Origin of the sequence: Duganella sp. 1411 (assembly GCF_017833525.1) — a bacterium.
GTDB lineage: Bacteria > Pseudomonadota > Gammaproteobacteria > Burkholderiales > Burkholderiaceae_D > Rugamonas.
The window spans coordinates 116,529-136,273 of sequence record NZ_JAFICD010000006.1; the positions used below are offsets into that span (position 1 = coordinate 116,529).

Consider the following 19,745-nt stretch of genomic DNA (forward strand, 5'->3'; position numbering starts at 1 on the left):
CTCAGGAACGGTAATCGGCGTTGATGCTCACGTAGTCGTGCGACAGGTCGCAGGTGTAGACGGTGGCCGCCGCCGCGCCGCGCGCCAGCTTGACGCGCACCGTGATCTCGCTTTGCTGCATCACGCGCTGGCCGTCCTCCTCCTTGTAGTCCGGATTGCGGCCGCCGTTCTTGGCGACCCAGACGTCGTCCAGGTACAGATTGAGTTTGCTGACGTCGAGGTCCACACCGGCGTAGCCGATCGCGCACAGGATGCGGCCCAGGTTCGGATCGGAGGCGAAGAACGCCGTCTTGACCAGCGGCGAGTGGCCGATCGAGTAGGCGATCTTGCGGCACTCCTCGACGCTCTCGCCCTCTTCCACCGTGATGGTGATGAATTTGGTGGCGCCCTCGCCGTCACGCACGATGGCTTGCGCCAGGAACAGCGACAGCTCGGTGACGGCGGCCGCCAGTTCGGCGTATTCCGGCGAGTCGACCGAGTTCACTTCCAGCGTGCCGGCGCCGGTGGCGATCAGCATGAAGGAGTCGTTGGTCGAGGTGTCGCCGTCGATGGTGATGCAGTTGAAGCTCTTGTCGGCGACTTGCTTGACCAAGACGTCGAGCACCGGTTGCGCGACCTTGGCGTCGAACGCCAGGTAGCCCAGCATGGTGGCCATGTTCGGCTTGATCATGCCGGCGCCCTTGCTGATGCCGCTCATGGTGACCGTGTGGCCGCCGATGGTGACCGTGCGCGAGCCGGCCTTCGGCTGGGTGTCGGTGGTCATGATGGCTTCGGCCGCGTTGTACCAGTTGTCCGCCTTCAGGCCGGCGACCGCCTGCGGCAGGCCGGCGATCACTTTGGCGGACGGCAGCGGTTCGAGGATCACGCCGGTCGAAAACGGCAGGATCTGCGACGCCTCGCAGCCCAGTTGCGCGGCCAGCGCGGCGCAGGTCTGGTTGGCCAGCGACAGACCCAGTTCGCCGGTGCCGGCGTTGGCGTTGCCGGTGTTGATCAGCAGCGCGGCGATCGGCTTGCCGCTCTCGCGGGCGGCGGCCAGGTGGGCCTTGGCGATCTGCACCGGCGCGGCGCAGAAGCGGTTGAGCGTGAACACGCCCGCCACGGTGGCCGTCGGCGCGACCTTCAACACCAGCACGTCCTTGCGGTTCGGCTTTTTGATGCCGGCTTCGGCAAAACCGATTTCGACGCCGGCGACAGGCTTCAGGGCGGAGGCAAGGGGCAGAGGGGAATTGACGGCCATATGAGTGATCTCGTGGGTAGGAAGAGGGAGCCGCTATTGTAATACCTGACAGGCAAAACGGCGCAAGCCATTGCGCCGCCGGCGCGCAACGGCGGCCACGTCCGTTAGCAACTATTGGTTACTTTCCTCCGCACCCTGCGGTAGACGTGGCGAAATTGATAAATATGCTTTAAGAATATCTAACGTTGTCGTACAACCCTATGAATTCATGGGGTTTTTGCACAAAAACCACATCTTTTTAGCACGGTCGTCTATTTTTTTAATTTCGATTTCATGCATTTGAGAAATTAGTTTAACGTGTGCAACAAATGCCCCAACCCCGCATTGTCATGCACAAACCAAGCTAAAAATCGACCACAACCAAGGATGTTAAATACATGAGAAAGCAACTGTTAGTAGCGGCCATGCTGTCCGCCTTCAGCGCCATCGCCGCCCAGGCCGGCACGCTCGACGACGGCAACCTGAGCATCAGCGGCTTCGGCACGCTGGGCGTCGCCAAGAGCAACACCGACGACGCGCAATTCGCCCGCTACAACCAGGCCGAAGGCATCGGCGACAAGGCCCGCATCGGCCTCGATACCAACCTCGGTCTGCAAGCGACGTACAAGATGAACGACTGGCTGTCCGGCACGGTGCAGGTGCTGACCCGCAAGACCACCAGCGACAGCTACTCCACCGACCTGACCTGGGGCTTTTTGAAAGCGCGCGTCAGCGACGAGGTTAGCGTGCGCGTGGGCCGCATCGTCATGCCGATCTTCCTGATCTCCGACTACCAGAACGTCGGCTACGCCAACACGATGATGCGCCCGCCCATCGAGATGTACGGCCAGGAGCCGATGGAGAACGCCGACGGCGCCGACGTCAACTACCAGCGCGCCTTCGGCGACTTCAACTTCACCGGCCAGGCCTTCGTCGGCCGCAGCCGCGGCAAACTGTTCGTGCCGACCGGCGCCGGCTCGGTGGCCAACTACCGCGCCCCGGCCGCCGGCGTCAGCCTGAGTGGCGAATACGGCCCGTTCACGGTGCGCGTCGGCCACGCCCGCGCCGACTTGAAGATCAAGGACCTGGCGCCGATCAACAGCCTGGGCGCCACCTTGCGCCAGGTCGGCTTCGCGCAGCTCGCCAGCGACATCAATCTGACCGACGGCAAAAAGATCGCCTTCACCTCGCTCGGCGCGATCATGGACTGGAACAACATCCTGGTGCAAACCGAATACGCCCAGCGCCGCGCCAAGGACCCGGTCTACATCCCCGACACCAATGCCTGGTACTTCATGACCGGCTACCGCATCGGCAAAGTCCTGCCGTACTACTCGCACGCCGTGACCAAGGACGCCGGCAGCTCGGTGACCCTGCCCGCCAACTTCCCGCGCACCGGCGTGCTGTCGGCGACGGTGCGCAACACGCTGGTATCGGCCGAGCAGAGCGCCGACTTGATCGGCGTGCGCTGGGACTTCGCCAAGTCGCTCGCGCTCAAGGTGCAGGTGGACCGCGTCAAGCCCAAGACCAAATCGGGCATGCTGATCTTCGCCCCGGCGGCCGGCTATCGCAACAGCGTCACCGTCGTTGGCGCCTCGCTCGACTTCGTATTCTGATTCAGGAAAACCGCACATGAAAAAAGTATCTGCTTCACTGGTGCTGGCCGCCCTGGCCTGCGCCACGCTCGCCACGCCGGCGGCCGCCGAAACGGTCGTCATCGTCAGCCAGAAAAATCCGGCCACGCGCATGTTCTCGGAACAGGCGTCGCAATTCTTCCTCGGTAAATCGGCGTTGTTTACGCCGGTCGACCAGGCCGAGGGCTCGGCCATCCGCGCCGACTTCTATCGCAAGGTCGCCGACAAGGACGCGGCGCAAGTCAAGGCGTTGTGGTCCAAGCTGGTGTTTACCGGTAAGGCGACGCCGCCGAAGGAGTATGCTGGCAACGCGGAGGTGAAAAAAGCGGTGGCCGCAGATCCGAAGGCCATCGGTTACATCGACAAATCGGCGGTGGACGACACCGTCAAGGTGATTTTGACGCTGCCTTAAACCCCAGCCCCGCGGCGCCGGGCTCCCTCCGGCGCCGTCCCACGGAGTGATTATGGTGACTCTCTCGCTGCGCGCCAAATTCCTGCTGCTAAGCGCCATGATCCAGGTGCTGGTGGTCGGCCTGCTGATCTGGAACAGCATCCGCCTGATGAACCACGCGGTGAACACCAACGCCGAGCGGGTCGCGCAGGAATACGCCGTCACGCTCAATCTCTCGCTCGGCCCCTATGCCACGCGCGGCCGCCTGTCGGAGCTGGACGGCTATCTGGCCGAGATGCTCAAGGATCCCGACGATAGCCTGATCCGCTATCTGCTGGTGCTCGACGAAAACGAACAACCGATCATCGAAGTGGGCAAGCGCGACGCGCCGCTGCCGGCCGTCCTCAAACAAGGCGGCGGCACCGGCTTCAAGGGCGTCCGCACCATCATCAGCGGCGCCACGCTGCACGCGCGCGCCCCGCTGCTGCTGCGCGATAACCGCGTCGGCAGCATCAACTTCGGCCTCACCACGGAAGATCTCAAACACGCGCGCGACAAGGTCATGCTGCAGGGCGGCGTGATCTCGCTGGCCGGGCTGGCGGTCGGACTGCTGCTGTTCTACGCCTTCACCCACGGTATCGGCCGCCGGCTGCAGGCCTTGATGGGACAGTCCGCGCAAATGGAACTGGGCGATTACAGCAAGGCGCTGGCGGTCGACGGCGACGACGAAATCGCCGCCTTCGCGCGCGCGCTCAACGCCATGAGCGGCGCGCTGCGCGAACGGATCGCGCAGCTGGAGCATTCGGAGCTGCGCTTGTCCGAGGCCAAGCGGGACCTGAAGGACCTCAACGTCTCGCTGGAAAGCCGCGTGCGCGAACGCTCGGCCGCGCTGGAACGCGCCAACGCCGATCTGAGCGCCGCGTTGCAAACCTTGCAGCGCACCCAGGTCGAGCTGCTGGCGTCGGAGAAAATGGCCTCGCTTGGATCGCTGGTGGCGGGCATCGCGCACGAACTCAATACGCCGATCGGCAACAGCCTGCTGGCATCGACCTCGCTGCGCGACCGCGTCGAGGATTTCGAGCGCCACGTCGGCGCCGGCGCGCTGCGCCGCTCGGAATTGATCGTGCATCTGGAGGAGGTGCGCACGGCCAGCGAGTTGATTTCGAACTCGCTGCACAAGGCGGCGGAGCTGATCTCGTCGTTCAAGCAGATTGCCGTCGACCAGACCAACGACCAGCGGCGCGAGTTCGACCTGCAGGAGGCGGTGCGCGACACCATTGCCACGTACACGCCGCGCCTGCGCCGCGCCGGCTGCGAAGTCGTGCTGGAGATCCAGGAAGGGCTGCGCTTCGATTCCTATCCGGGCGGGCTGTATCAAGTCCTCAACAACCTGATGAACAATGCGCTCAACCACGCCTTCGAGGCCGGCGCGGGCGGCGTCATCACCGTGCACGCCGAGGCGGCGGCCGACGGCATGGTGGCGCTGACCTTCAGCGACAACGGCGCCGGCATGACCGACGAAGTGCTGCGCCGGGTGTTCGATCCGTTCTTCACCACGCGCATGGGCCAGGGCGGCACGGGGCTCGGCATGCACATCGTCTACAACACCGTCAGCGCGGTGCTGGGCGGGCGCATCAGCGTCTCGTCGGCGCCGGGCGCGGGGACGTCGGTGCGCATGCTGCTGCCGCGTGCCGCGCCGCAGCGCGACGCCGGCCGGTAACGCCAGAATCAATCTGAAACACGCGCTAACCCGGGGTCAGGTCCACCATTTCTACACGAACGGGACCGTATAGGCCGATGCCCCCGCCGTACAGCAGGGCCCGTGTAGAAATGGTGGACCTGACCCCGGAATGAAAAACCGGAGCGCTGGGCTCCGGTTTCTATTTTTACGCCAGCTTGCCGTGGCAGGCTTTGTACTTCTTGCCGCTGCCGCATGGGCACGGGTCGTTGCGGCCAACCTTGAGGCCCAGCTCCATCAGCTGCTCGCCGCTCAGGCCACGCAGCTCCGGCGGCAACCCGCCCAGGTTCGACGCCGCCTGTGGCGCCAGCAGTTCTTCCGGCGCCGCGTTCGGGTTGAAGTCGGCGTGCTGGTAGCTGACGTTTTCCACGTGCGATTGCTGCATCGCCGCTTCGGCCGCGTCGATCTCTTCGCGCGACTGGATGCGTACCGTCATGATCAACTTGACCACTTCGTTCTTGATCATGTCGAGCATCTGGCCAAACAGTTCGAACGCCTCGCGCTTGTATTCCTGCTTCGGATTCTTTTGCGCGTAGCCGCGCAGGTGGATACCCTGGCGCAGGTGGTCCAGCGCGGCCAGGTGCTCGCGCCAGTGGCTGTCGACGCTTTGCAGCATGACGTTGCGCTCGAAGCCGCCGAACGATTCCTTGCCGACGATATCGATCTTGGCCTGGTACACCGCGTCGGCCGCGGCCAGCACGCGCTCGAGGATGTCGTCGTCGTTGAGGTTCTGCTCGGACTCCAGCATTTTGCTCAGCGGCAGGTCGATATGCCATTCCGCCGCCAGCGCCGCTTCCAGGCCCTTGATGTTCCACTGTTCCTCGACCGATTCGGCCGGCACGTATTCGCGTACCAGGTCGGTGAAGGCGCCGTGGCGCAGCGATTCGATCAGTTCCGAGATGTCGGTCGTTTCCAGCAGCTCGTTACGCTGCTGGTAGATCACCTTGCGCTGGTCGTTGGCGACGTCGTCGTACTCAAGCAGCTGTTTGCGAATGTCGAAGTTGCGCGCCTCGACCTTGCGCTGCGCCGATTCGATCGAGCGCGAAACGATGCCCGCTTCGATTGGTTCGCCTTCCGGCATCTTCAGGCGGTCCATGATGGCGCGCACGCGGTCGCCCGCGAAGATGCGCAGCAGCTGGTCGTCGAGCGACAGGAAGAAGCGCGACATGCCCGGATCGCCCTGGCGCGCGGCGCGGCCACGCAGCTGGTTGTCGACGCGGCGCGATTCGTGGCGCTCGGTGCCGACGATATGCAAACCGCCGGCGGCGACCACTTGCTCGTGCAAGGCCTGCCAGCCGTCGCGCAGCGCCTTGGCTTGCGCCGCCTTGTCGGCGTCGCTGAGCTCCGGATTGGCTTCGATAAACTGGATCTGCTTTTCGACGTTGCCGCCCAAGACGATGTCGGTACCGCGGCCGGCCATGTTGGTGGCGATGGTGATCGCCTTCGGGCTACCCGCCTGGGCGATGATTTCCGCCTCGCGGGCATGCTGCTTGGCGTTCAGGACGTTGTGCGGCAGGCCGCCCTTGGTCAGGATGCCCGACAGCAGTTCCGAGTTTTCGATCGAGGTGGTACCGACCAGCACCGGTTGGCCGCGGTCGTAGCATTCGCGGATTTCCAGCATCATGGCGTTGTACTTCTCGGCCGCCGATTTGTAGACCTGGTCCTGGCGGTCCTTGCGCTGCGAAGGACGGTTCGGCGGAATGACGACCGTTTCGAGGCCGTAGATTTCTTGGAACTCGTACGCCTCGGTGTCGGCGGTGCCGGTCATGCCGGCCAGCTTGGCGTACATGCGGAAGTAGTTCTGGAACGTGATCGAGGCCAAGGTCTGGTTCTCGTTCTGGATCTTGACGCCCTCTTTCGCCTCGACCGCCTGGTGCAGGCCGTCGGACCAGCGGCGCCCCGTCATCAGGCGGCCGGTGAATTCGTCGACGATGACCACTTCGTTGTTCTGCACCACGTAGTGCTGGTCCTTGAAGTACAGCGCGTGCGCGCGCAGCGCCGCGTACAGGTGGTGCACCAAGGTGATGTTGGCCGAGTCGTACAGCGAGGCGCCTTCCGGCAGCAGACCCATTCTGGTCAGGATCGCTTCGGCCTTTTCGTGGCCCGCTTCGGTCAGCAGCACCGTGTGGGCTTTTTCGTCCTTCACGTAGTCGCCGGGGACTTCGACCTTGCCCTTGCCGTCGGGCGTCTCTTCGCCGATCTGCTGCGTGAGCAGCTTCGGCAGCTCGTTGATCTTGTGGTACAGGTCCGTGTGGTTCTCGGCCTGGCCGGAGATGATCAGCGGGGTGCGGGCTTCGTCGATCAGGATCGAGTCGACTTCATCGACGATGCCGAAGTTGAGCGCGCGCTGGACGCGGTCGCCCGCCTCGAACACCATGTTGTCGCGCAGGTAGTCGAAGCCGAATTCGTTGTTGGTGCCGTAGGTGATGTCCGACGCGTACGCCGCCTGCTTGGTGGCGTGCTCCATCTGCGACAGGTTGATGCCGGTCGTCAGGCCGAGCCAGGCGTACAGCTTGCCCATGGTCTCGGCGTCGCGCTGGGCCAGGTAGTCGTTGACGGTGACGATGTGCACGCCCTTGCCCGACAGCGCGTTCAGGTAGGCCGGCAGGGTCGCGGTCAAGGTCTTGCCCTCGCCCGTGCCCATCTCGGCGATCTTACCGAAGTGCAGAACCATACCGCCCAGCAATTGCACGTCGAAGTGGCGCATCTTGAAGACGCGCTTGCTCGCCTCGCGGCAGACGGCAAAGGCCTCGGGCAACAGCGCGTCGAGCGTCTCGCCGTTGGCGATGCGCGCCTTGAAGGCGGGCGTCTTCGCTTGCAGCTCGGCATCCGACAGTTTTTCCATCGCGGGCTCGAGCGCATTGATCTCGCGTACCGTTTTTTGGTATTGCTTGAGCAGTCGCTGGTTGCGGCTGCCGAAAATCTGGGTCAGTAATGACATGCTTGAATTCTTGAAAAAACGCCGTTAAAAAAAGCTCTGTAGGTGGAAAACGCCTTACCGCACGGAGTTCGACTATGGCAAAAGACGGTGATTTTATCATGCGTCCGTCCCAAGGTTGGGTTATTGGCCTATATAACAATAGCCCAGACGTGAACAATGTCACAAAATCAATCTATTTTACCCGCTGGCCGGGTGGCGGGCACGACGGGCGGATGACGGCGAGCGGGCGCTGTGATATGTTTCGCCGCATGCGATTTAATTCCTCCAACGTCTCGATCAACCGCCGCACGCCTGTCGGGGCGACCGACTTCCTGCGCCGCGACGACAAGCTGGCGGCCATGCTGCCGGCCATCGAGCGCATGGCGGCGCTGCAAAAAGATTGTGCGACGGCCCTGCCGGCGATGTTCAAGTATTGCGAGATCCTGGCCTTCGAGGGCGGCCAGCTGGTGTTGTCGTTGCCGAACGCCGCGCTCGCGGCAAAGCTCAAGCAGCAAATCCCGAAGCTGCAGGAAACCTTGGCGCGGCGCGGCTGGCAGGTGCAGGGCGTCAAGCTCAAGGTGCAGATGAGCAAGCCGGCCGAGATCAAGGAGCAGATGCGGGCGCTGTCGCTGCCGGAGGCGGCCGTGACGGCCTTCGACCAGTTGGGCGAGACCCTGGAGGACACGCCGCAGAACGCCACCTTGATCGCGGCGTTGAAAGCGATGGTGGCCCGGCGCCGCCCGGCTTAAACCCGCACCGCGCGCGCCCTGGGGTCGTACGGGGGCGCCGAGTCCCCGTACGGGGTACGCCCCCGTCGTTGCCGGGTTCGATTAAGTTAGCGCCCACTCGCGCGCCATCTGGCGCAGATACGACGGCGGCGCCGCCTCATTGGTCTCGAACGAGACGATCTCATACGCGTCCGGATGCTTGAGCAGCTCCAGCAGCAGCTGGTTGTTCAGCGCATGGCCGGACTTGTGCGCCTCGTAGCTGGCCAGCAGCGGATGGCCGACCAGATACAAATCGCCGATGGCATCCAAAATCTTGTGCCGCACGAACTCGTCGTCATAGCGCAGCCCGTCCGAATTCAGTATCCGGTACTCGTCCATCACGATGGCGTTCTCGAGCGAGCCGCCGCGCGCCAGGCCTATGCCGCGCAGCATCTCCACGTCCTGCATGAAGCCGAACGTGCGGGCGCGCGCCACGTCGTGCACATACGAAACGTCGCCGAAGTCGACGTTGGCGCGCTGCTGCGTGCCGTCGACGGCGGGATGGTTGAACTCGATGAAAAAGTCCAGCTTGAAGCCGTTGTGCGGGGTCAGGCGCGCCCATTTTTCCTTGTCGCCCTTGCCTTCGCGCACCTCGACCGGCTTCAGCACGCGGATGAATTTCTTCGCGGCGGGCTGCTCGAGCACGCCCGCCTGCTGCAGCAGGAACACGAACGACGACGCCGAACCGTCCATGATCGGGATTTCCTCGGCGCTGACCTCGATGTACAGGTTGTCGATGCCTAGGCCGGCGCAGGCCGACATCAGGTGCTCGACGGTCGACACGCGGGCGCCGTCCTTGACCAGCACCGACGCCATGCGGGTGTCGCCGACGGCCATGGCGCTGGCCGGAAATTCGACCATGGGCGACAGGTCGACGCGGCGGAAGACGATGCCGGTATCGGGCTCGGCCGGGCGCAGGGTCAGTTCGACCTTGGTGCCGGAATGCAGGCCCACACCCGTGGTGCGGACCAGTTCTTTGATGGTGCGTTGTTTTAACATGGGACTGATTATAGCGAAGTTGAGATCGCCGCGCTGCGCCCCGCGTTTCCCTCAATCAAGGATGCTCGGCCTCGGCGTGCACCGCCTCGCGCCGCACCAGGTAGACGCCGCTGGCGATGATGATGCCGGCGCCGAGCAGCGTGTAGCCGTCGGGCAGCGCCTGCCACAGCAGCCAGTCGATCGCCACACCCCAGGCCAGCGCCGAGTATTCGAACGGCGCCACCACCGACGCCCTGCCGGTGCTGAAGGCCTTGGTGATGGCCAGTTGGCCGAAAAACCCCGACAACGCCAGCGCCAGCAGCACCCAGCCGTCCTCGGCGCGCACCGGCACCCAGCGCTGGTACGACAAGGCCACGGCGCCGGCCGCCATCATCGTCAGCAGCCAGAACATCATCGACTCGGTGCTGTCGGTGCGCGCCAGCACGCGGGCGGCGATGGCCGACATCGCGTAGCAGGCGGCCGCGGCCAGAATGGCCAGCCCGCCCAGGGTCAGAAAGCCGGTGCCCTCGGGGCGCAGCACCACCAGCACGCCGACCAGGCCGACGACGATGGCCACCCACTGGCCCGGGCCGACCTTTTCCTTCAGCACAAACACCGACAGCGCCGTGATCAGCGACGGCGCGATGAAGAAGATCGAATACGCCTCGGCCAGCGAGAGCGACTTCAAGCCGAAGGCGAAGGTGGTCAGCATGGCGACGCCGAGCACGGCGCGGAAAATCTGCATCGACCACCGCACCTCGAAGATGCCGCGGAAAGCGCCGCGATAAATGATGTAGCCGCACAGCAGCGGCAGCGAGCTCAACGCCCGCAAGGCCGTCACCTGCATGGCCGGATAGTGGGCGGACAGCAGCTTCATGGCCGTGTCCATGAACGAGAACATCATCACGGCGATCAGCATCGCGTAGATGCTGTGCAGGTTTTCCTTGCGGGAGATGGGAGTGGGAACAGAAGACAGAAGAAGCTCCTTGCTACAGGCCGGACGCGGGCCGCTGGGAACGTCATCATGGCGACGTCCGGAGCCAGGATCGCGGGCGGCGCCAGAGGGTCCCGGGCGGCGCGATCGATGCTGATTATAGCAAGTTGATAATTTCCTTGCAGCCGCTAAGCGGCTTCAGCCGGCCGTGACGATTGGTGAATTTTCAAACCGAACAAAATGTTATCCTGAGCTCAAATGATTTCGCATATCAAACACCTCGCCGCGGCTTGTTTGGCCGCCGCCGCGCTAACCTACCTTTCGCTGCTGGTGCCAGGACGCGTCATCGCGGTGTGCGCCAATTTGGGGGCGCCGGAGTATTGTCCGGTGCTCGCCTATGGTTTTCCACTTCCGTTCATCGCCGATAGCCAGGGGATTTCGCCTGTTGGATCGGTGGCGAGGGACCCGCTATCGCTCTTGATCGGCGAAGACGACGTGCTTTGGGCACGGCTCGCAATATCGGCCTTGTTTTGGTTCCTGGTTGTCCTGCTAAGCAAGGCCACGTGGCGATACCGGCGAGGCCAACGCAAACCAAGATTTTTCTAGCCGGGCTGTCGAATTTAGGCGCGCTCGTTCGTCGTCACCATGAATTACCCTTCATTCATCCACTTTTCGACATGGAGACGTCATGAACAAACAGATCATCTTTAGCCTCGCGGTCAAGGACCTCGACCAGTCCAAGGCCTTTTTTTCCGCCCTGGGCTTCGGCTTCAATCCGGAATACAGCAACGAAAAATCGGCCTTCATGGTCATCGTGGACGGCAGCGTCTACGCCATGCTCATGACGGAGCCGTTCTTCCAGTCCTTCATCGACAAGCCACTGGCGCAGGCCAGGGAAGCCAATGAGGTCGTCATCGGCCTGAGTTGCGAGAGCCGGGACGAAGTGGACAGCCTGATCGCCAAAGCCGTCGCCGCCGGCGGCCGCACCCCGCATCCGCCCGAGGACCACGGCTTCATGTACGACCAGGGCTTCGAGGATCTCGACGGCCACCTGTGGAATCTGGTCTGGATGGCGCCCCCGGCCTGAACCGGTCGATCGGACAGTCCCCGTCCTCCCCGGATTTTTCCGAAAAAATGCTGGCGCCCGCGCCTACGCCCACGCGGCGTGCGGGGTGACAGGCGGCGCGCCTCATCCATCATAAGCTGGCCTGACTCAGGGAGCGCGATGATGGCCATCGAAACGATCGACGAAGCATTCCAACCCACCGCCAAAGCCACGCCGGAGGGCTACGTCCACGCCGACGACCCGACGCACGCGCACCCGCACGAACATCCCCACGGCTGGCGCCGCTGGCTGTACGCCACCAACCACAAGGACATCGGCACGCTGTATTTATGGTTCGCGCTGGCGATGCTGATGGCCGGCGGCCTGCTGGCCATGCTGATCCGCGTCGAACTGTTCCAGCCGGGCCTGCAGTTCTTCGAGCCCGAGTTCTACAACCAGATGGTCACCATGCACGGGCTGGTGATGATCTTCGGCGCCATCATGCCGGCCTTCGTCGGCTTCGCCAACTGGATGATCCCGCTGCAGATCGGCGCCTCCGACATGGCGTTCGCGCGCATGAACAACTTCTCGTTCTGGCTGCTGCCGCCGGCCGCGCTGCTGTTGACGGCGTCGTTCTTCAGCGCCGGCGGCGCCGCGGCCACCGGCTGGACCCTGTACCCGCCGCTGTCGGTGCAGATGGGCGTCGGCATGGACCTGGCCATCTTCGCCATCCACCTGATGGGGGTGTCGTCGATCATGGGCGCGCTCAACATCATCACCACCATCCTCAACCTGCGCGCCAAGGGCATGACCCTGATGCGCATGCCGATGTTCTGCTGGACCTGGCTGATCACCGCCTACCTGCTGCTGGCCGTCATGCCGGTGCTGGCCGCCGCCGTCACCATGATCCTGACCGACCGCCACTTCGGCACCACCTTCTTCAACGCCGCCGGTGCCGGCGACCCGGTGATGTACCAGCACATCTTCTGGTTCTTCGGCCACCCGGAGGTCTACATCCTGATCCTGCCGGCGTTCGGCATCATCTCCGAGGTCATCCCGGCGTTCTCGCGCAAGCAGCTGTTCGGCTACGCGTCGATGGTGTACGCGGCCGGCGCCATCGCCATCATCTCCTTCATCGTCTGGGCGCACCACATGTTCACCACCGGCATGCCGGTCACCGGCCAATTGTTCTTCATGTACGCCACCATGCTGGTGGCCGTGCCCACCGGCGTCAAGGTGTTCAACTGGATCGCCACGATGTGGCGCGGCGCCATGACGTTCGAGGCGCCGATGCAGTTCGCCGTCGGCTTTTTGTGGGTATTTACGATCGGCGGCTTCTCCGGGCTGATCCTCGCGGTCGCGCCGATCGACGTTCAGGTGCAGGACACGTATTACGTCGTCGCCCACTTCCATTACGTGCTGGTGGCCGGCTCGCTGTTCGGGCTGTTCGCCGGCTACTACTACTGGGTGCCGAAGTGGACCGGCCACATGTTCGATCAATGGCGGGCCGGCTTCCACTTCTGGAACTCGCTCGTCTGGGTCAACGTCACCTTCTTCCCGATGCACTTCCTCGGGCTGGCCGGCATGCCGCGCCGCTACGCCGACTACTCGACCCAGTTCACCGACTTCAACCAGGTGGCGACGGTGGGCGCCTTGCTGTTCGGGCTGACGCAGGTATACTTCCTGTTCGCCATCGTGCTGCCGACCATCCGCGGCGGCAAGCCTGCCCCGGCCAAGCCGTGGGAGGGCGCCGACGGCCTGGAATGGACGGTGCCCAGTCCGGCGCCGTTCCACACCTTCGAAAAGCCGCCGGTGGTGGTGTGAACGGGAGCGAGCGATGCCGCGCGATGTGCCCTCGGAACGACGCAGTTGGCTGTTGCAACGCCGCGCCGTGCTGCGCCGGCCGCAGTTGCTGCTGCTGTTCGCCACCTTGTGCGGCCCGACCGTGGGGATCAGCATGGTGTTCCTCTACTTCGGCTACTGGCACATGCTGGCGTACGCGCTGCTGGAGATGGCCGCGCTGGGCGCCTGCCTGTCGCACTACGCCCGGCACCTGGACGACTACGACCGCATCGACATTTCGGAGAGCGCGATCGTGGTCGAACAGCGCCGGGGTCGCCGGCGCAACCGTCTCCAGCTCGACCTTTGGACGACGCGCTTGCTGCCGCCGGCAGGCGATGGCGCGCCGATCCGCCTTAACGACCGCCACGATCATACGGTGGTACTGGGGGGCTTCCTCGGCGCCGCCGAACGCCGCCACCTTGCCGCCGAGCTAGGCCAATGTTTGCGCAGCGGACCAAGCTAAACACTATTATTGCCGATAATCAATATTCGACCTTTCCCGCGATGACATGATGAGGACACCCACCCTCTTCGCGGAGCCTCTCATGTCGACCTGCCAGCAATGCGGTATCGGAAATTCACCAACCCGTGCGAACTGCACAACTTGCGGCGCCGCCATTCCCAAAGCGGTGGCGGGCGAAGAGGCCGAACTGTCGGCGTTGTGGCGCATCCGGTTCGACCTGGTCGAAAAAGCGGGCGGCCCCACGCTGCCACCGCTCAAGAAATTGCGGCTGGGCGAGTGCTTCCGACTGGTATGCAATTTTTGGGCTCTGCTATTCGGACCGTTTTATTATCTGGCCAAAGGGATGTGGCGCAAGGCGCTCATCGCGGCGTTCATCGGTCTGCCATTGATGCTCTTAATCAACGTGATAGCACCGCACGGCGAACTGGAGCAGCTGAAGTTCGCCATCAACATGACGATCAACGTTTGGTTCGCCGTCCACGCCAACGTGAACTACTATAAAAAAGTCGTGTTGGGCGACAATGGCTGGTGGTGAGCAACTCCAGGGTCAGGTCCCAACTCCGGGGTCAAGTCTAACATTGCTACACGACCTCGACGCTATGGCCGCCGACGGCTCATCCATGGCGGATTACGCCTTCGGCTAATCCGCCCTACGTGATTCCGTGGTTTTTAAATTCCGTGGTTTTTAAATTCCGCAGTTTTTTAATTCCGCGGTTTTTTAATTCCGTGGTTTTTCGGTTCCGGGGGGCATTCCGTGGTTCCGGAGGCGGTGGTTCGGCGCCACTATGCCGGCAGCAGCATCACCAGCTTCAGGTCGTGCCGTTTGGCCAGATGCAAGGTGACCTGATTGAAGCGGAGCTCCCCGCCCGACGGCGGCTGGAAACGCCGCAGCCCGCCCTCCCTGCCGACCACATCCTGCAGACGCCACAGCTCGCGGAACTCGGCACTGTCGCGCGCCACGTCGGCGATCAGTTGTTGCACGGCCGGATGGTCGGCGTGCTTGCCGATGTCGGCGCGGAACTCGGCCACCAGCCGCCGCGCGCGCTCCGGCCAGTCGACGATCAACCCGCGCGCCGCCGCCGACTGGAACATGAAGCGCAGCAGATTCGGCCCCGGCCCGTCCAGCCAGCCGGCGAACAACGCCGCCGCCGCGCCGTTCCACGCCAGCGCGTCCCAGCGCAGGTCGAGGATGTACGCCGGCGCGCCCACCGCCGCGACGATCGCGTCGAGCGAGTCGTCGGCCTGCGCCTGATCGGCGTCGCCCTGCGGATCGAGCCGCTCGGCCAGACTGAACAAATACACCCGCTCGGCCGCGCTCAGCCGCAACACTTCGGCCAGCCGCGCCAGCATCTTGCCCGACGCCGACACCGGCCGGCCCTGCTCCAGCCACGTCAGCCATGTCGGGCTGACCTCGCACAGCTGCGCCAGCTCTTCGCGCCGCAGCCCCGGCGTGCGCCGCCGTCCGCCGCCCGCCAGCCCGACGCTGGCCGGCGTGGTGCGCTCCCGATGGGCGCGGATGAAATCGCCTAATTTGTTCTGCATGGTGGTTTTTATACCAGGATAAGTAGTTGTCTTGTTACAGGATATAAACCCGCCTATTCTGCCCTGACCCGCCCACTTCAGGAGAAATAAAATGCAACAGCACGCCGTCGTCGCCCAGCAGTTCGGCCCCACCGCCAGCGCCTACCTGACCAGCACCGTCCACGCCCAGGGCGCCGATCTGGCCAGTCTGCGCGAGCTGGCCGCCGGCCTCGGCACGCCGCTGGTGCTCGACCTGGGCTGCGGCGCCGGCCACGCCAGCTTCGCCGTCGCGCCGGTGGCCAGGTCGGTGACCGCGTTCGACCTGTCGGCCGAGATGCTGGCCGTGGTGAGCGGCGCGGCGCGCGAGCGCGGCCTGCACAACATCACCACCGAACAAGGCAACGTCGCCAGCCTGCCGTTCGCCGATGCCTCGTTCTGCATGGTCGTCACGCGCTTCTCGGCGCACCACTGGCTCGACGTGCCTGCCGCGCTGCGCGAGGTCCGGCGCGTGCTCAAGCCCAACGGCCTGCTGGTCGTCATCGACATCACCGCGCCGGAAGCGCCGCTGCACGACACCACCTTGCAGGCGGTCGAACTGCTGCGCGACGGCTCGCACGTGCGCGACTACCGCCCGTCGGAATGGACCGCGATGCTGCAGGCGGCCGGCTTCCAGCCGGAGCGCGCCGGCGACTGGAAGCTGCAAATGGTGTTCGACGAATGGACCGCGCGCATGCGCACGCCGGCCGAGCGGGTGGCCGCGATCCGCAGCCTGTTCGCCAGCGCGCCGCAAGAAACGCGCGACTACTTCGACGTGCGGCCAGACGACTCGTTCACGATCGACTCGACGCTGTTCACCGCCACGCGCAATTTAGGCGAGATTTACTAGGCCCACCCGTCCCGCTTACCCCGTGTGCTTTTAGCGATACGCCGGCGCCGCCGCTTAGGGGACGGACCCGGTGGGGTCCGTCCCCGGCCGGCCGTGCGGGTTAAAAAAAAGGCGCCGTCGCCGGCGCCTTCTCACTGCGTCACAGCTAGCCGGCTTACGCCTGGCCCAGCAGCGTCTCGGCGTTCGACACTTCGAACTTGCCGCCCTGCTCCACGTTCAGCTGCTTGACGACGCCGTCTTCGACCAGCATCGAGTAGCGCTGCGAGCGCGTGCCCATGCCGTGCTTGCTGAAGTCGGCGTCCAGGCCCAGTGCCTTGCTGTAAGCGGCGTTGCCGTCAGCCATCATGCGGACGGTGCCGGTGGCCTTCTGGTCGCGGCCCCACGCGCCCATGACGAACGCGTCGTTGACCGAGATGCACCAGATTTCATCGACGCCCTTGGCCTTCAGGTCGGCGGCGTGCTTGACGTAGCCCGGCACGTGCTGCGCCGAGCAGGTCGGGGTGTAGGCGCCCGGCAGGCCGAAGATCGCGATCTTCTTGCCCTTGACCAGGTCCTGCACGTTGAACGTGTTCGGGCCCAGCGAGCAGCCTTCGGTTTCGGTTTCGATGAATTCGGACAGGGTGCCTTCCGGCAGGGTATCGCCAATCTTGATGGTCATAGTGGACTCCTTTTGTTGGGTAGTGAACGTGAAAAAGCCGCGGCAAGCGCGGCTCTTCCCGGCATAGAAGTCACAGTATGCCTGAAGCCCGGCGTTCCTGCACAACCGTGCCGGAACGCCCAAGCGTCGTCAGGACGGACTTAGTCCGCCTGCTTGCGCAGGAAGGCCGGAATGTCGTAGGTCTCCATGCCGTTCTTCTCCATCGCGCGCACCTGCTCGGAGGCCGACTCGCGACGCCATACCGCCGGCGCCTTCATGCCGTCGAAGGCCGGAGCGCCACCGCCGCCCATGCCGCTGGTCGCACCCATCGACACGCCGGCCGACGCCGCGCCGCCCAGCGCGCCCGAAGGCATCATCGGGCTGTTGTGGGTACCGGTGCGCAGCAACTGCTGCGGCACCAGCTGCACGTGCTTCTTGTTCTTGCCCAGGCCCGTGGCGACGACGGTGACGCGGATCTCGTCGCCCATCGTGTCGTCGTAGGCGATGCCCTGGGCGATCGAGGCGTCCGGCGCGGCGAAGGCGCGCACCGCCGCCATCACTTCCTTGATCTCCTTACCCTTCAGGCCACGGCTGGCGGTCACGTTGACCAGCACACCTCGCGCGCCCGACAGGTCGACGCCGTCCAGCAGCGGCGAGGCCACCGCCTGTTCGGCCGCGATGCGCGCGCGGTCGATGCCGGACGCGGTCGCGGTGCCCATCATGGCCTTGCCCTGCTCGCCCATGATGGTCTTGACGTCGTTGAAGTCGACGTTGATGTGGCCCGGCACGTTGATGATCTCGGCGATACCGGCGACGGCGTTGTTGAGCACATCGTCGGCGTGCTGCAGCCATTCGATCAGCGATTCGTCCTCGTAGATCTCTTCGAGCTTCTCGTTCAGGATCACGATCAGCGAATCGACGTGCTGCGACAGCTGCTCCAGGCCTTCGTCGGCGATGTCCATGCACTTCTGGCCTTCGTGCGAGAACGGCTTCGACACCACGGCCACGGTCAGCGCGCCGAGCGACTTGGCCACTTCGGCCACGATCGGCGCGGCGCCGGTGCCGGTGCCGCCGCCCATGCCGGCGGCGATGAACACCATGTGAGCGCCGCGCAGCGCGTCCTCGATGCGCGAACGCGAGTCCTCGGCCAGCTTGCGGCCGACGTCCGGCTTCATACCCGCACCCAGGCCGGTCTCGCCGATCTGGATGACGTTGTGCGCGCGCGAGGTCGACAGCGCCTGCGCGTCGGTGTTGGCGGCGATGAACTCCACGCCGGACATGCCTTTAACGATCATGTGTTGAACTGCGTTGCCACCTGCTCCGCCGACTCCGACGACCTTGATGACGGTACCCAAAGCTGCGTTATCGACCATATCAAACTCCATGATGTGCTCCCTATCAGAATGCGGTTTTCAAGCGCCAGTCCTCATATTGGTAGAAGAACTGGGGATTGAAAACTGCGGTTTCAATTTAAAAAAAATTTAGTGAAAAAACCACCCGTTTTTGCTTCGTCTTTTACTCGTACCGCTTTAGAAATTACCGAGGAACCATTCCTTCATGCGCTGCCATACCGCCTTCACCGACCCATCCTGGCGCGTGACGATATGCCCGCGCAGGTACTGCTTTTTCGCTTCCAACAACAGGCCAAGCACGGTCGCGTAGCGCGGGCTGCGCACCACGTCGGCCAGCTGGCCGCGGTAGTCCGGCGTGCCAAGGCGCGCCGGCTTGAGGAAGATGTCCTCCGCCATCTCGACCATGCCCGGCATGATCGCCGTGCCGCCGGTCAGCACGATGCCCGACGAGAGCACGCCCTCGTAGCCGGACTCGCGCACCACCTGGTGCACCATCGCGAACAGCTCCTCAACGCGCGGCTCGATCACCGCCGCCAGCGCCTGGCGCGACAGGTTGCGCGGACCGCGATCGCCCAAGCCCGGCACCTCCAGGCTCTCGCCCGGATCGGCCAGCACCTGCTTGGCCACGCCGTAGCGGATCTTGATCTCTTCGGCTTCCGAGGTCGGCGTGCGCAGCGCCATCGCGATGTCGTTGGTGATCTGGTCGCCGGCGATCGGGATCACGGCGGTGTGGCGGATCGCGCCGTCGGAGAACACCGCCACGTCGGTGGTGCCGCCGCCGATGTCGATCAACACCACGCCCAGTTCCTTTTCGTCGGGCGTGAGCACGGCGTCGGCCGATGCCATCGGCTGCAAAATCAGGTCGGACACTTCCAGCCCGCAGCGGCGCACGCACTTGACGATGTTCTGCACCGCCGACACGGCGCCGGTGACGATATGGACCTTCACCTCCAGACGGATGCCGCTCATGCCGATCGGTTCGCGCACATCCTCCTGGCTGTCGACGATGAACTCCTGCGGCACCGTGTGCAGCAGCTGTTGATCCGTCGGGATGTTAACCGCCTTTGCCGTTTCGATGACGCGCGCCACGTCGGTCGCCGTCACTTCCTTTTCCTTGATCGCCACCATGCCGCTCGAATTGAAGCTGCGGATATGGCTGCCCGCGATGCCCGCGTAGACATTGCGGATCTTGCAGTCGGCCATCAGCTCCGCTTCTTCCAGCGCGCGCTGGATCGATTCGACGGTCGCTTCGATGTTGACCACCACGCCCTTCTTCAGGCCTTTCGATTCGTGCTGACCCAGCCCGATCACCTCGTGGCGTCCATCGCCCATCACCTCGGCCACCACGGCCACCACTTTCGAGGTGCCGATGTCGAGACCGACGATCAGGTTTTTAGCGTCTTTTGTCATGTCTGTTGCTA

The 19,745-nt window shown here is 64.2% G+C and carries 18 protein-coding genes; 10 read left to right on the forward strand and 8 right to left on the reverse strand.

Annotated elements, in window-relative coordinates; all coding sequences use genetic code 11:
• Position 1 precedes the first annotated feature (1 nt).
• Positions 2-1,237 carry a bifunctional glutamate N-acetyltransferase/amino-acid acetyltransferase ArgJ gene (gene argJ / locus JOD97_RS25450; RefSeq protein WP_209724802.1) on the reverse strand — a complete coding sequence of 412 codons (1,236 nt, stop codon included), beginning with the start codon at positions 1,235-1,237 and terminating at the stop codon, positions 2-4.
• A 377-nt stretch (positions 1,238-1,614) separates the two neighbouring features.
• Between argJ and JOD97_RS25455 the strand changes: the two genes are divergently transcribed.
• Genes JOD97_RS25455 through JOD97_RS25465 form a run of 3 tightly spaced genes read left to right on the forward strand, consistent with a single transcriptional unit; the run spans position 1,615 to position 4,961 of the window.
• Positions 1,615-2,832, forward strand: coding sequence for a porin (locus JOD97_RS25455; RefSeq protein WP_209724804.1), 1,218 nt, complete (start codon positions 1,615-1,617; stop codon positions 2,830-2,832).
• Between the two features lie 16 nt (positions 2,833-2,848).
• Positions 2,849-3,262, forward strand: coding sequence for a hypothetical protein (locus JOD97_RS25460; protein WP_209724806.1), 414 nt, complete (start codon positions 2,849-2,851; stop codon positions 3,260-3,262).
• Positions 3,263-3,314: 52 nt separating this feature from the next.
• Complete coding sequence (locus JOD97_RS25465; RefSeq protein ID WP_229264720.1) at positions 3,315-4,961, forward strand: sensor histidine kinase; 1,647 nt, start codon at positions 3,315-3,317, stop codon at positions 4,959-4,961.
• Positions 4,962-5,127: 166 nt separating this feature from the next.
• On the opposite strand, the gene secA is transcribed toward JOD97_RS25465, so the two are convergent.
• Positions 5,128-7,920 carry a preprotein translocase subunit SecA gene (secA, locus tag JOD97_RS25470; RefSeq protein ID WP_209724807.1) on the reverse strand — a complete coding sequence of 931 codons (2,793 nt, stop codon included), beginning with the start codon at positions 7,918-7,920 and terminating at the stop codon, positions 5,128-5,130.
• 248 nt (positions 7,921-8,168) lie between these two features.
• Here secA and JOD97_RS25475 point away from each other — a divergent pair, with 248 nt between their 5' ends.
• Positions 8,169-8,648, forward strand: coding sequence for a DciA family protein (locus JOD97_RS25475; RefSeq protein ID WP_229264722.1), 480 nt, complete (start codon positions 8,169-8,171; stop codon positions 8,646-8,648).
• An 81-nt stretch (positions 8,649-8,729) separates the two neighbouring features.
• Here JOD97_RS25475 and lpxC read toward each other — a convergent pair whose 3' ends face one another.
• Together lpxC and JOD97_RS25485 are read right to left on the reverse strand one after the other, a co-directional pair.
• Positions 8,730-9,665, reverse strand: coding sequence for a UDP-3-O-acyl-N-acetylglucosamine deacetylase (gene lpxC / locus JOD97_RS25480; RefSeq protein ID WP_209724811.1), 936 nt, complete (start codon positions 9,663-9,665; stop codon positions 8,730-8,732).
• 55 nt (positions 9,666-9,720) lie between these two features.
• Positions 9,721-10,563 carry a DMT family transporter gene (locus JOD97_RS25485; protein ID WP_209724813.1) on the reverse strand — a complete coding sequence of 281 codons (843 nt, stop codon included), beginning with the start codon at positions 10,561-10,563 and terminating at the stop codon, positions 9,721-9,723.
• Between the two features lie 273 nt (positions 10,564-10,836).
• Between JOD97_RS25485 and JOD97_RS25490 the strand changes: the two genes are divergently transcribed.
• From JOD97_RS25490 to JOD97_RS25510, 5 genes are all read left to right on the forward strand, one after another.
• A complete protein-coding gene (locus JOD97_RS25490; protein ID WP_209724815.1) occupies positions 10,837-11,184 on the forward strand; it encodes a hypothetical protein in 348 nt (115 codons plus the stop codon).
• Positions 11,185-11,266: 82 nt separating this feature from the next.
• Positions 11,267-11,665 (forward strand): VOC family protein, encoded by a 399-nt coding sequence (locus JOD97_RS25495; protein ID WP_209724817.1) that lies wholly within the window; start codon positions 11,267-11,269, stop codon positions 11,663-11,665.
• A gap of 138 nt (positions 11,666-11,803) precedes the next feature.
• Positions 11,804-13,447 carry a cytochrome c oxidase subunit I gene (gene ctaD / locus JOD97_RS25500; protein ID WP_373999937.1) on the forward strand — a complete coding sequence of 548 codons (1,644 nt, stop codon included), beginning with the start codon at positions 11,804-11,806 and terminating at the stop codon, positions 13,445-13,447.
• Positions 13,448-13,499: 52 nt separating this feature from the next.
• Positions 13,500-13,928: a DUF2244 domain-containing protein gene (locus JOD97_RS25505; RefSeq protein ID WP_229264723.1), complete on the forward strand. Its 429-nt coding sequence runs from the start codon at positions 13,500-13,502 to the stop codon at positions 13,926-13,928.
• Positions 13,929-14,010: 82 nt separating this feature from the next.
• Positions 14,011-14,463, forward strand: a complete 453-nt coding sequence (locus tag JOD97_RS25510; RefSeq protein ID WP_209724821.1) for a DUF2628 domain-containing protein — start codon at positions 14,011-14,013, stop codon at positions 14,461-14,463.
• A 248-nt stretch (positions 14,464-14,711) separates the two neighbouring features.
• Here the strand turns inward: JOD97_RS25510 and JOD97_RS25515 are convergent, their stop codons facing one another.
• Positions 14,712-15,470 carry a helix-turn-helix transcriptional regulator gene (locus tag JOD97_RS25515; protein WP_209724823.1) on the reverse strand — a complete coding sequence of 253 codons (759 nt, stop codon included), beginning with the start codon at positions 15,468-15,470 and terminating at the stop codon, positions 14,712-14,714.
• 91 nt (positions 15,471-15,561) lie between these two features.
• On the opposite strand from JOD97_RS25515, the gene JOD97_RS25520 reads away from it, so the two are divergent.
• Positions 15,562-16,335, forward strand: a complete 774-nt coding sequence (locus JOD97_RS25520) for a class I SAM-dependent methyltransferase (RefSeq protein ID WP_209724826.1) — start codon at positions 15,562-15,564, stop codon at positions 16,333-16,335.
• Between the two features lie 154 nt (positions 16,336-16,489).
• Here JOD97_RS25520 and JOD97_RS25525 read toward each other — a convergent pair whose 3' ends face one another.
• The 3 genes from JOD97_RS25525 to ftsA form a co-directional block, all read right to left on the reverse strand.
• Positions 16,490-16,993, reverse strand: a complete 504-nt coding sequence (locus JOD97_RS25525; protein WP_209724828.1) for a peroxiredoxin — start codon at positions 16,991-16,993, stop codon at positions 16,490-16,492.
• Positions 16,994-17,133: 140 nt separating this feature from the next.
• Positions 17,134-18,357 carry a cell division protein FtsZ gene (ftsZ, locus tag JOD97_RS25530; RefSeq protein WP_209724830.1) on the reverse strand — a complete coding sequence of 408 codons (1,224 nt, stop codon included), beginning with the start codon at positions 18,355-18,357 and terminating at the stop codon, positions 17,134-17,136.
• A gap of 144 nt (positions 18,358-18,501) precedes the next feature.
• The gene (gene ftsA / locus JOD97_RS25535) at positions 18,502-19,734 is read right to left on the reverse strand and encodes a cell division protein FtsA (RefSeq protein WP_209724832.1); all 1,233 of its coding nucleotides are present in this window, start codon (positions 19,732-19,734) and stop codon (positions 18,502-18,504) included.
• Between the last annotated feature and the right edge of the window lie 11 nt (positions 19,735-19,745).

Bases quoted from the DNA above. Each gene is read 5' to 3' on its own strand.
- JOD97_RS25520 (WP_209724826.1), top strand. From the start codon at position 15,562: ATGCAACAGCACGCCGTCGTCGCCCAGCAGTTCGGCCCCACCGCCAGC.
- JOD97_RS25485 (WP_209724813.1), bottom strand. From the start codon at position 10,563: ATGCTGATCGCCGTGATGATGTTCTCGTTCATGGACACGGCCATGAAG.
- argJ (WP_209724802.1), bottom strand. From the start codon at position 1,237: ATGGCCGTCAATTCCCCTCTGCCCCTTGCCTCCGCCCTGAAGCCTGTC.
- JOD97_RS25475 (WP_229264722.1), top strand. From the start codon at position 8,169: ATGCGATTTAATTCCTCCAACGTCTCGATCAACCGCCGCACGCCTGTC.
- secA (WP_209724807.1), bottom strand. From the start codon at position 7,920: ATGTCATTACTGACCCAGATTTTCGGCAGCCGCAACCAGCGACTGCTC.
- JOD97_RS25525 (WP_209724828.1), bottom strand. From the start codon at position 16,993: ATGACCATCAAGATTGGCGATACCCTGCCGGAAGGCACCCTGTCCGAA.
- ctaD (WP_373999937.1), top strand. From the start codon at position 11,804: ATGATGGCCATCGAAACGATCGACGAAGCATTCCAACCCACCGCCAAA.
- JOD97_RS25510 (WP_209724821.1), top strand. From the start codon at position 14,011: ATGTCGACCTGCCAGCAATGCGGTATCGGAAATTCACCAACCCGTGCG.
- ftsZ (WP_209724830.1), bottom strand. From the start codon at position 18,357: ATGGAGTTTGATATGGTCGATAACGCAGCTTTGGGTACCGTCATCAAG.
- JOD97_RS25460 (WP_209724806.1), top strand. From the start codon at position 2,849: ATGAAAAAAGTATCTGCTTCACTGGTGCTGGCCGCCCTGGCCTGCGCC.
- JOD97_RS25465 (WP_229264720.1), top strand. From the start codon at position 3,315: ATGGTGACTCTCTCGCTGCGCGCCAAATTCCTGCTGCTAAGCGCCATG.
- JOD97_RS25455 (WP_209724804.1), top strand. From the start codon at position 1,615: ATGAGAAAGCAACTGTTAGTAGCGGCCATGCTGTCCGCCTTCAGCGCC.
- JOD97_RS25495 (WP_209724817.1), top strand. From the start codon at position 11,267: ATGAACAAACAGATCATCTTTAGCCTCGCGGTCAAGGACCTCGACCAG.
- ftsA (WP_209724832.1), bottom strand. From the start codon at position 19,734: ATGACAAAAGACGCTAAAAACCTGATCGTCGGTCTCGACATCGGCACC.
- lpxC (WP_209724811.1), bottom strand. From the start codon at position 9,665: ATGTTAAAACAACGCACCATCAAAGAACTGGTCCGCACCACGGGTGTG.
- JOD97_RS25490 (WP_209724815.1), top strand. From the start codon at position 10,837: ATGATTTCGCATATCAAACACCTCGCCGCGGCTTGTTTGGCCGCCGCC.
- JOD97_RS25515 (WP_209724823.1), bottom strand. From the start codon at position 15,470: ATGCAGAACAAATTAGGCGATTTCATCCGCGCCCATCGGGAGCGCACC.